This is a genomic window from Cereibacter changlensis JA139 (assembly GCF_003034985.1).
Classification (GTDB): Bacteria; Pseudomonadota; Alphaproteobacteria; order Rhodobacterales; family Rhodobacteraceae; genus Cereibacter; species Cereibacter changlensis.
In genome coordinates this window covers 1-10070 of sequence record NZ_PZKG01000134.1, presented here as the reverse complement: position 1 = coordinate 10070, position 10070 = coordinate 1, and the positions used below count along the sequence as shown (strand labels likewise).

At 65.9% G+C, this 10070-nt stretch carries 13 protein-coding genes and 1 tRNA gene; 4 read left to right on the top strand and 10 right to left on the bottom strand.

The window, feature by feature from the left end; genetic code table 11:
• Nucleotides 1–41 precede the first annotated feature (41 nt).
• The 4 genes from C5F48_RS19270 to fabI all read right to left on the bottom strand — a co-directional run bounded on the left by C5F48_RS19270 (nucleotide 42) and on the right by fabI (nucleotide 3284).
• Nucleotides 42–1232 carry an aminotransferase gene (locus C5F48_RS19270; protein ID WP_107665441.1) on the bottom strand — a complete coding sequence of 397 codons (1191 nt, stop codon included), beginning with the start codon at nucleotides 1230–1232 and terminating at the stop codon, nucleotides 42–44.
• A 104-nt stretch (nucleotides 1233–1336) separates the two neighbouring features.
• Nucleotides 1337–1840 (bottom strand): xanthine phosphoribosyltransferase, encoded by a 504-nt coding sequence (gene gpt, locus C5F48_RS19265; protein WP_107665440.1) that lies wholly within the window; start codon nucleotides 1838–1840, stop codon nucleotides 1337–1339.
• A 9-nt stretch (nucleotides 1841–1849) separates the two neighbouring features.
• Nucleotides 1850–2464, bottom strand: a complete 615-nt coding sequence (locus C5F48_RS19260) for a LysE family translocator (protein WP_107665439.1) — start codon at nucleotides 2462–2464, stop codon at nucleotides 1850–1852.
• A gap of 1 nt (nucleotide 2465) precedes the next feature.
• Nucleotides 2466–3284 carry an enoyl-ACP reductase FabI gene (gene fabI / locus C5F48_RS19255; RefSeq protein ID WP_107665438.1) on the bottom strand — a complete coding sequence of 273 codons (819 nt, stop codon included), beginning with the start codon at nucleotides 3282–3284 and terminating at the stop codon, nucleotides 2466–2468.
• Nucleotides 3285–3445: 161 nt separating this feature from the next.
• On the opposite strand from fabI, the gene pdxH reads away from it, so the two are divergent.
• The 4 genes from pdxH (at nucleotide 3446) to C5F48_RS19235 (ending at nucleotide 5276) form a co-directional block, all read left to right on the top strand.
• Nucleotides 3446–4048 (top strand): pyridoxamine 5'-phosphate oxidase, encoded by a 603-nt coding sequence (gene pdxH, locus C5F48_RS19250; RefSeq protein WP_107665437.1) that lies wholly within the window; start codon nucleotides 3446–3448, stop codon nucleotides 4046–4048.
• Nucleotides 4049–4166: 118 nt separating this feature from the next.
• Complete coding sequence (locus tag C5F48_RS19245) at nucleotides 4167–4700, top strand: cold-shock protein (RefSeq protein WP_107665436.1); 534 nt, start codon at nucleotides 4167–4169, stop codon at nucleotides 4698–4700.
• Nucleotides 4697–5158: a DUF192 domain-containing protein gene (locus C5F48_RS19240; protein ID WP_107665435.1), complete on the top strand. Its 462-nt coding sequence runs from the start codon at nucleotides 4697–4699 to the stop codon at nucleotides 5156–5158. Before C5F48_RS19245 ends, C5F48_RS19240 begins: the two co-directional genes overlap by 4 nt.
• A 41-nt stretch (nucleotides 5159–5199) precedes the next feature.
• Nucleotides 5200–5276: transfer RNA gene (locus tag C5F48_RS19235), tRNA-Pro, on the top strand.
• A gap of 233 nt (nucleotides 5277–5509) precedes the next feature.
• Here the strand turns inward: C5F48_RS19235 and C5F48_RS19230 are convergent.
• From C5F48_RS19230 to C5F48_RS19200, 6 genes are all read right to left on the bottom strand, one after another.
• On the bottom strand, nucleotides 5510–5782 hold the full coding sequence (locus tag C5F48_RS19230) for a hypothetical protein (protein ID WP_107665434.1): 273 nt from the start codon (nucleotides 5780–5782) through the stop codon (nucleotides 5510–5512).
• Nucleotides 5779–5985, bottom strand: coding sequence for a hypothetical protein (locus C5F48_RS19225; RefSeq protein WP_107665433.1), 207 nt, complete (start codon nucleotides 5983–5985; stop codon nucleotides 5779–5781). The genes C5F48_RS19230 and C5F48_RS19225 overlap by 4 nt, the downstream gene beginning before the upstream one ends.
• A 120-nt stretch (nucleotides 5986–6105) precedes the next feature.
• Entirely contained in the window at nucleotides 6106–6285 is a 180-nt protein-coding gene (locus tag C5F48_RS19220; RefSeq protein ID WP_107665432.1) for a hypothetical protein, read from the bottom strand.
• 128 nt (nucleotides 6286–6413) lie between these two features.
• Nucleotides 6414–6857, bottom strand: a complete 444-nt coding sequence (locus C5F48_RS19215) for a hypothetical protein (RefSeq protein ID WP_146170651.1) — start codon at nucleotides 6855–6857, stop codon at nucleotides 6414–6416.
• Between the two features lie 243 nt (nucleotides 6858–7100).
• A complete protein-coding gene (locus C5F48_RS19210; protein WP_107665430.1) occupies nucleotides 7101–7562 on the bottom strand; it encodes a hypothetical protein in 462 nt (153 codons plus the stop codon).
• A gap of 671 nt (nucleotides 7563–8233) precedes the next feature.
• A partial coding sequence (locus tag C5F48_RS19200; protein WP_107665428.1) for a hypothetical protein occupies nucleotides 8234–10070 on the bottom strand: 1837 nt, incomplete at its 5' end.

Here is a 10070-nt window from a genome sequence, read left to right as displayed (position 1 = left end):
CCCCGGACCCCCACCCCGAGGATATTTGAGGACAGAAAATGTCAGGAGAGGGTGGTGGGGGGAAGGGCGGCGAGTCTCGCGAAGAGCTGGGTGATGCCGGTGGTGTCGATGTTGGCGAAGGCGATGCGGAGCTGGCGCTGGCCCTCGGGCGAGCCTTCGGGCTGGAACATGGTGCCGGGCAGCATGAGGATGCCCGCCTCGTGCACGAGGCGCTTGGCGAGCTGGTCGGAGGGCAGGGCGAAGGGGTGTTCGACATAGGCGAAATAGGCGCCGCAGCCAAGGAGCCGCCAGCCGGTGAGCGCGGCGAAGCCGCCGGTCATCGCGGTGCGGCGGGCGAGGATCTCGGCCCGCTCACCCGCGACCCATTGCCCGAGGTTGCGCATGCCCCAGAGCGCGCCGATCTGGCCGAGCTGGCTCGGGCAGATCGCCACGGTGTCGAGGAATTTCTCGACCTCGGCCAGCCGCGCCTCGGAGGCGACCACGGCGCCGACGCGGTGGCCGGTCAGCCGGTAGGCCTTGGAGAAGGAATAGAGCTGGATGAAGCTGTCGGGCCAGTCCGGATCGGTGAAGAGATCATGCGGCGCGCCGGAGCGGCTGTCGAAATCGCGGTAGGTCTCGTCGACTATCAGCGCGAGGCCGCGGCTGCGGGCGAGGTCGCGGAAGGCCGCCAGCGTCTCGGCCGGGTATTCGACGCCGCCGGGGTTGTTGGGGCTGACCAGCACGATGGCGCGGGTGCGCGGGGTGATGAGCGCCGCCGCCGCCTCCGGGTCGGGGATCAGGCCGGGGCCGGCGGCGAGCGGCAGGGTGGTGACGCCCTGCATGTCGAGCCACATCTTGTGATTGAAGTACCAGGGCGTCGGCAGGATCACCTCGTCGCCCGCGCCGGCGAGGGTGGACATCACCGCGGTGAAGGCCTGGTTGCAGCCCTGGGTGATGGCGACCTGCGTGGGCGCGATGGCGCCGCCGTAGGCTGCCGACCATTGCGCGGCGATCTCCTCGCGCAGCGCGGGCAGGCCGAGCACCGGGCCGTAGAGATGCGCCTGCGGGTCGTGCAGCGCCGCCTCGGCCAGCGCCTCGCGCAGGGCCATCGGCGGCGGATCGACCGGGGCGGCCTGGCTCACGTTGAGCAGCGGGCGGTCGGGCGGGAAGACCGCGCCCGCCAGCCAGCGCCGCGCCTCCATCACCGGGGGCGGGAAGGTCGCGGCCATGGCGGGGTTGAGCGGCAGGGTCATCGGGCGGGCTCCGGGCAAGGGTCGCCCTGTTGGAGCAAGCTTTGCCGCCCGGTGCAAGGGCTTCCGATGCGGGGGCCGGCGGCGCTGCGGCCGCCGGAGCAGGGTCAGTCCTTGCCGCGGTAGGGCTCGACGTATTGCAGCGCCATGTCCCAGGGGAAGAAGATCCAGGTGTCCTGGCTGACCTCGGTGATATAGGTATCGACCTGCGGCCGGCCCGAGGGCTTGGCATAGACCGTGGCGAAATGCGCCTTGGGATAGAGCTTGCGCACCAGTTCCAGCGTCTTGCCGCTGTCGACCAGATCGTCGACCACGAGGATGCCGGTGCCGTCGCCCATCAGCTCGGCCTGCGGGGCCTTGATGACATGCGGCGCGGTCTGGGTCTGGTGGTTGTAGGATTTCACGCTGATCGTGTCGACCGTGCGGATGTCGAGCTCGCGGCTGACGATCATCGCCGGGACCAGCCCGCCGCGGGTGATGCCCACCACGGCGCGCCAGGCGCCGTTGTCGGGGCCGAGCCCGTCCAGACGCCAGGCGAGGGCGCGGCCGTCGCGGTGGATCTGGTCCCAGCTGACGTGGAAGCCTTTTTCATGGGGCAGGCGATCGTTCATGGTGCTCTCCTAGGTGGCAGCGATCTTGAGGCCCAGAAGGGCCAGCAGGCCGCCGAATCCACGGTCGATGCTTGCCTTCAGGCGGAGATAGGCGCGCCGGGGACGGTCGAAGGAAAAGAGCCGCGCCACAAGCACGTTGCAGGCGACCTCGTTGAGAAAGACGACGCCGAGCAGGGCGGCGATGACCCAGGGCGCGGCGCCGGCAGGCACGGTGCCGAGGAAGACCGCGCCGAAGAACACGGCGGGTTTCGGGTTGGAGAGCTGCGTGAGCAGCCCCAGTCGCAGCGCCGAGAGCGGGCTGCGCGGCAGCCGCCCCGTCTCGCCCATGTCGAGCGGCGTGGCGGCGTGGCGCCACATCTGCAGCGCGATCCAGCAGAGATAGAGCCCGCCGGCGAGCTTGAAGCCCCAGAGCAGGGCGGGGGCGGTCTGGAACAGCAGCGCCAAGCCGAAGAGCGCGGCGCAGGCCCAGAACACCGCGCCGAGGCCGAGGCCCACGCCGAGGAAGACGCCGGTGCGCAGGCCTTCGGTGATCCCGGTGCGCGCCGCCATCAGCACGGCGGGGCCGGGGCTCGCGGCGGCGGCCAGATGCAGCGCCCATGCGGCGATGAACGCTGCCAGCGTCATGTCAGTGGTCTTTCTTCGTGGCGTCGATGTCGGGCGCATCGACCGCCTTCATGCCGACGACATGATAGCCCGCATCGACATGCAGCACCTCGCCGGTGGTGCCCGAGCCCAGATCCGAGAGCAGGTAGAGTGAGGCCTTGCCGACCTCTTCCTGCGTCACGTTGCGGCGCAGCGGCGAGTTCAGCTCGTTCCACTTCATGATGTAGCGGAAATCGCCGATGCCGGAGGCGGCCAGCGTCTTGATCGGACCGGCGGAGATGGCGTTGACGCGGATGTTGTCCTTGCCCAGATCCTCGGCGATGTATTGCACCGAGGTCTCCAGCGCGGCCTTGGCCAGACCCATCACGTTGTAATGCGGCATGACCTTCTCGGCGCCGTAATAGGTCAGGGTCAGCAGGCTGCCGCCATTGGGCATCATCGCGGAAGCGCGCTGGCAGACGGCGGTGAAGGAATAGACCGAGATGTCCATCGTCATGCGGAAGTTCGCCGCCGAGGTGTCGACATAGCGGCCGCGCAGCTCGGTCTTGTCGGAGAAGCCGATGGCGTGGACGACGAAGTCGAGCGTGCCCCAGCTGTCCTTCAGCTGGGCGAAGAGCGCGTCGAGCGAGCCTTCGTCGGCCACGTCGCATTCGATCATCGTGGTCGAGCCGATGCTGGCGGCCAAGGGTTCGACCCGCTTCTTCAGCGCCTCGCCCTGATAGGAGAAGGCCAGTTCCGCCCCCTGGTCGGCGCAGCATTTCGCGATGCCCCAGGCGATGGATTTGTCATTGGCCAGGCCCATGATGAGCCCGCGTTTTCCTGCCAGCAAGCCGTTGGACATGGGAAGAGCCTCGCCTTTTTTCGATGCGTTGATGAAGTGGTTTAGGCGATCCCGCGCGGCGCATCAAGGGCGCGGGACATGGCGCATCTTGCCGCTGGCGGGCGAGGGGTCTAGCCTTGCGGCGCGGCCGGCTTGGCCGGGGTTTTCGGGAGAGCGGGCGGATGGACAGATCGGGTATCTTTGCAGGCGACGATCCCTTCGCCATCGCGCGGTCCTGGCTGGCCGAGGCCGAGCCCCTGGAGCCGAACGACGCCAACGCGATCGCCCTCGCCACGGTGGACGGGACGGGACTGCCCAACGTGCGCATGGTGCTCCTGAAGGATATCGAGCCGGCGGGCTTCGTCTTCTATACCAACTACACCTCGCGCAAGGGCCGGGAGATCGAGGTCAGCGGCAAGGCCGCCTTCGTGCTGCACTGGAAGTCGCTGCGCCGCCAGATCCGGGTGCGCGGCCTGACCTCGCGCGAGGAGGGGCCGCAGGCCGACGAGTACTACGCCTCGCGCTCGCTGAAGAGCCGGCTGGGGGCCTGGGCCTCGCGGCAGAGCCAGCCTTTGTCGTCGCGCACCGCGCTGATGGCCGAGGTCGCCAAAGTCACGGCGAGCAAAGGAACAAACCCGCCGCGACCGGCGTTTTGGGGTGGTGTGCGGATAACCCCCCTCGAGATCGAGTTCTGGGCAGACGGCGCGTTCCGTCTGCACGACCGGTTCCGGTGGGAAAGATCCACGCCCGAAGAAGGCTGGAAAATCGAGCGGTTGAACCCGTGAGCTTCAGGCTTCGCTCCGTAAAGGTGAGAATTTTGTGAGAGTTTTGGACTTGAATCCGCCGTCCGATTGACGGCACTACTGATAGCCTGGGGGCTCATCTGGGGAAACGGCTCTGGACATGATTGATGACGATAAGGCTCTGCAGACCGTGCATGGCCGGGTGAAATGGTTCGACCCCGCGAAAGGCTTCGGCTTCATCGTGACGGAAGAGTCTGGGGCGGACATCCTGTTGCACGCCAACGTCTTGCGGAACTACGGGCAGAGCTCGGTGGCCGATGGCGCCGGGATCTCGGTCAAGGTCCAGATGACCCAGCGCGGGGTGCAGGCGGTCGAGGTGCTCAAGATCGAGCCGCCGGTCGGCACCGCCTTCCACCTCAGCGAGGACAGCGAGCTCGCCACCCCCGAGGAGATCGCGGCCCGCCCGCTGGAGCCCGGCCGGGTGAAGTGGTTCGACAAGGGCAAGGGCTTCGGCTTCGCCAATGTCTTCGGCCGCTCGGAAGACGTTTTCATCCACGTCGAGGTGCTGCGCATGTCCGGCTTCGCCGATCTGGCCGCGGGCGAGGCGGTGGCGCTCAGGATCATCGAGGGCAAGCGCGGCCGCATGGCGGTGCAGGTGGTGTCCTGGGAAGCCGCGGCGCGGGAGCCGGAATGAAGTCGCTCGTCCTCGCCCTGCTGCTGGCTCCGGGTCTGGCGCAGGCAGCCTGCCGCGAGGACACGGTGGAGCTGCGCGGCCCCGGCGGTTCGGCACGCTTCACGGTCGAGATCGCCGACACGCCCGGCGAGCGGGCGCAGGGGCTGATGAACCGCGAGTCGATGCCACGCTCGCATGGCATGCTGTTCCTCTACGAGCAGCCTCAGCCCGCCAGCTTCTGGATGAAGAACACGCTGATCCCGCTGGACATGATCTTCGCCGGGCCGGACGGCACGGTGAAGACCGTGCACGAGAACGCCGTGCCGCTGGACGAGACCGCCATCCCCGGCGGCGACGGCATCCTCGCGGTGCTGGAGATCAACGGCGGGCTGGCGCGCCGCATGGGCATCGCGCCCGGCACCGTGCTGCGCCACCCGGGCCTCGACCAGTCTGCCGCCGCCTGGCCATGCGCCGAATAACGGCTTTCCAACCCGCGTTTTCGGCTGTAGGAAGCCGCTGACGGAGTGTAGCGCAGTCTGGTAGCGCGCCTGCTTTGGGAGCAGGATGTCGGGGGTTCGAATCCCTCCACTCCGACCATCATCCTTTATTTCAACAAAATCAACAGCTTAGCCGGTTCTGATGGATGGCGTGTGTTACAGTCTTGTGGCTGATCCACATCGCCTAGGCGGAGCTGCGAGAGTGAGATCGGCACGATATGCGAAGGCCCCGCCGGGGTGCTGGCAGGGCCTCGATTCGACGGCTCTAGAAGAACGACGTTGCGGGGCGGGGCGATCCGGAGTGCAGCGCAGCGCGGGGGTAGGCGGTCTATCTCAGGCTGCTTCGGCAGTGGCGACGTGTTCAGGCTCGTCTTCCCAGTAACCGAAGGACTGCGCCAACTTGACCAGACGGCGCATCCTAGCGCGAGCGAGGCTCAGGTAGTGCGCCCGTCCCTTATGGTTGACCGTGATGTAACCAGACTGGATACCTGAAATTTCATCTTCGATCTGGCGAAGGTGGTAGTCGAGGATCGCGCCCCGGTCAGGATCGGACATCATGTGCAGCGCTCGGGCGCTCGGGAGATAATGCGAACGGGTGCCCATCATGCCGCCTCTTCGCACTCGCGAAGGAAAGCATCCACGGCACCGCGCACACGGGCGCTAGGGTGGTGGTTAAGCATCATAAGCATGTCGGCCGCCTCGTCATCATTCAAAGCAAGGACGAAGTTACGGAGCGCAACATCGATAGCGTGGCGGGACTCGCGGGCCTCGCGGAACGCTTCGAAGGTGGTAATAGTGGTGGTCGTCATGGTCGTCTCCTTCTGGGGTTGGGGTGGATAGTGACTCGCCTATAGCGAGACCTTCGTAGGAAGAACGTAGGATTCTATAGGATTCTTATAGGATCCTGTGCGCGGCCCGGTCGTCGCTGTTCACGCGGCCTCCGCCTCGTCGGGCCGAACGGATTCCGGCCAGACGTTCGCGATCTCGCCCAGGTTGATCTTGATCCAGCTCGCGCGATCCACGGGAAGCTGATCTACGCGCAGCAACTCGGTGATCAGCCGGTCATAGGCCTCATCGCTCAGATAATGCTCAGTCGGTTCGTTGGTCATGTCGCGCTCGCGGTTCAGGGTTTGATGCCCCGAGACTCGCAGGACGTCAGGCCTAAATCAAGTTCGATTTTAGCCTAAGCCATTGATTTTATTGTAAGTAAGTCATGACTTACTACCTGTTGGGCTGTTCAGAAGATCGCCAGCTTCGCCCGTTCTGCGTCTTCAATCTGCCGCTTGTCCCTGCGGCGGTTTTGCTGATCGACCTTGTTCGCCTCCCGCTCCCTCTGCACTTGGTCAGGGCCGCGCTTGGCCTTCGATGCTTTTTTCTGCGCCCGCCGGTGTGCCAAGCGCTCCTCGGGGGTCAGAGTAGCTAGATCGCGCCGATAGCTCCGCACCGGACCGCCTTTGTCGGTGGCGTAGCGGACGCGATCCCGTTCGCGCCAGCGCTCCAGGTTTTCGCTGTAGTGCTTGTCCAAATACTGCTGCGCCGCTGAAGCGAGATCAGCCTTTGGGCCAAATTCCGCCTCAAGCTCGGCTGGGGTCATCGCGGCAATCTGTTGATTGAGCGCCTGCGCCTCTGCGAGATCGTCGGCAGACAAAGGCCCATCTTCGGCCATCATGTCGGCGATCACGCTTCGCTCGGCAGATGAGAGGTCAGAGTCCATAGCCAGAACAAACTCGGCCTTAATTGCTGGCTCTGATTCCTCGCCTAGCGACTCCCCAATGCGACCGATCTCGTCGAGTATATCTAGATGGGACTGCGTCAGCTCGCGCGGCGACTCTTGCCTAGGGGGCAGAGGGGCGGTATCTTCAGGAAGTCGAAACAAACCAATCTCCTTTTGTTAAAGGGCCGGTGCTGCAACACCGGCCTTTTCTTATGCGGCGTTGGCGGTCGGGGCCTTGTCCACCTCCACCAGCACCAGCCGCGCGAAGTCCCGCGCAAGGTCGCGAGAGAAGTTTCTCGTCTCGCCTCCAAGAGGCACAGCGACTTGCACGGCCTGTCCGCGCCGGGCAGTCATGAAGCCATGTTGAAGGTTGAACTCGCCGGAGCGGCGGCTTGTCGCGTCCGCAAGATCGGCCACCAGCTCGCCAAGCGCTCGGGCGCTCTCCAGCGGCAGGACGGCGGGGCTCTCCGGATCAAGGGCGATCAGCACCCCGTTAGCGACGCGTCTGATGGTGATGCCGGGCAGCTCGTCCGGGATGGTGCCGCGCGCGATCTCAGCGTTGATCAGGTGCGCCAATGTCTCGGCGACAGTCCATCCGCCTTTCGCGGCTGCAATGGCTCGAAGCTGCTCGTGACGCTCTGCGGAGGTCAGGAGGTTCTTGGGGTTGTTCATGGGGTGGTCCTTGTGCGGGTTGCGATGGAGAAAATGTAAGGTTACAGTAATAGGCAGTCAACAGGGTTTCGCTTGGCCGTCAGGGGACATTTTCCCAGTCAGGGGGCAATCTCCTGTCAGGGGACATTTGCCGGTCAGGGGACATTTTTCCTTATATGACACGTAGAGTAAGAGAGAGTATAAAAGGGGGAAGAATGTCCCCTGACATGCTCCGGGCTATCAAGCACTCGCCGCCTTCGGCGGCTCCCTGCGCGGCCCTTCGGGCCTTGCCCGCTCGCTTCGCTCGCGAACGATTTGCAGGACTCCCTCCCGGAGAAGGTTCTGGATTCCCATCCTCCGGGGTGGAGGCCCGCCTACGGGCAGGCTTTCTCCGGGGTAGAAGACATTCCGGACGCGGGGGGCACCCACCATAGGCGCACACAAGTGTGCCGCCGCAGGGACTCACAGGAAGCCCGTAGAGGCCCGCTAAGCTCTTCCGGGTGGGGTTGCCCGCGCAGGCACTCATGCGGGCCTGTAGGCGGCTTCCTACACGGCCGCAGTTTCCGCTTGCAGCGTGGCTGATGCCGGTTTAACGTGTTCCACGTTACTGTCGGAAGTAAGCTATCCGGTCAACACGTTAAGGCCCAGCGTTCAAGCGCTGGGTCTTTTCGTTTCCGTGCTGACGATCAGCTTCAGCGTCTCCCTTGGTTGAACATGGCGCCGGGGCGCATCTGGCGGGTCAGCTCATCCCGAACAAGCGCACGCATCGAGCCTTCCGTCTCGGTGGCGATCCTCTTGGCGAGATCCGCGTTGCTCTCGGGCGTCCCGCCGGTGGCGTTGACCTGGATGGTCGGCGCGATGGTGATCGACGGCGCAGAAGCCGCAGGACGGGCGAGGGCGGGCGACGCGCCGCCGGCTGCACCCCCGACAAGCCCGCCGCCGGAATAGCCCCGCAGCGCGCCCCGGTGGAGCTGTTCGAGGGCGGGCACCCCAAGCCGGGCGACGGCTGCCTTCGACATGACATACTCACCCCGGTGCACGATCCCAGCGGGCTGGTGCTTCCCGCCGTGGCCGGTGTAGCCGCCATCCGCGAAGCCGCCGCCCAGAAAGCCCATGAGGGTGCCCAGCATGGAATCCCCGGCACCGCCCGCGCCGCCCAGCAACGACATGAGGCGCTTCTGAAGCGCGAGTTTCAGCAACTCCGCCAAGAGCTGGCCGATGGCCTCCTGCGCGGTGGTCGCCCCAGTCGCGACGTTCACGAAGATGTCGCTCAGCACCTGCGCGCCACGTTTCCCCGCATCTTCGATAGAGCGAATCCGCTCGGCTGCCTGTTCGGCGCTGTCGCCCGCCGTGACGTAGGCACCGGCGAGCTGGTCGATCTCGGCTTCGAGCTGGGGCGTGATCGCCTTGCCCTCGCGCTGCGCAGCGGTCAGCAGGTCGGCGCGCTGGCGTGCGTATTCCAGCATATCCGCATAGCGCCGCCCGGTCGATGCCGCGCTGGTCAGCGCCTGCTCCTCCGCCGCCAGCGCCGCCGTCTCTTCGCGGATCGCCGCCACGGCGCGCTGGTATTCGTCAGCCGTGCGCGCGCCGCCGCCCGCCCGGCCCGTTCCCGTTCCGGGGGTTGCGGGTGTGGTCGGGGGCGGAGCCCAGGTATCGGCCTTCGGTCGCCACCGCTGCTCGGTGCGGCTGGTCAGAACGGCGATGATCTGATCTTCCTCTTCGCTCAGCTCGCGAAGCCGCTGTTCGACGACTGCCTTCGCCCGCGCGCCGTTCCGGCCTCCGGGCGCGTTCTGAAGGATCGCCGCCTGTTCGGATTTTTCGCGCATGATCTGGCCCTGCCGGGCCTGAAGGGTGCTGTCCTGCTGGTTCTGGAACTCGCGAAAGCCGTCGAGGAAGTCGCCAAGGCTCGCCGCCGCCGAGACGATTGCGGACTTCAGCGCGGTCCCGACCGTCGAGGCGATCGCGTTGAACTGCCGATCGACCTCCGCGGCCTTTGCAATAAGTTCATCGTCCATTATAATGCCAAGCGCATTTGCCTCGCCAATCGTGCGCCTGATCCCGGCCTCGCCCTGCGACAGCAACTCAACAAATCTCTCGCCACCGGAGCCCCCGAAAATCTCATCAGCAATCCGGATCTGCGCGGCCTTGTCGAGCTGTTCGAGCCGCCCCATGATCTCCAACATGAGCGCGCTGGGGTCTTTCAGCTTCTCCGCCAGCTCGGTGGTGCTGTAGCCCAGACGCTGAAAAGCTTCGGCAGCAGAGCCGCCGCCGGTGACGATAAACTCGTCGGCCCGGAGATTCAGCTCTTTGAAGCCATCGACCAGGCTGTCAACGCCGATACGGTTCTGCTCGGCCACGAAGCGCCATTGCTGAAACTCCCGCGCCGACATGCCCGCCCGTTTGGCCTCGTCGCCGATCTCGGCCACACCCCGCGCCACCTCCTGCGCCCTCTGCGCGACGCCGGTCAGACCCGCACCAGCAACACCCGCCAGCAGGCCGCCCGCGAAGGGCACGGCCAGCTTCTTGAGG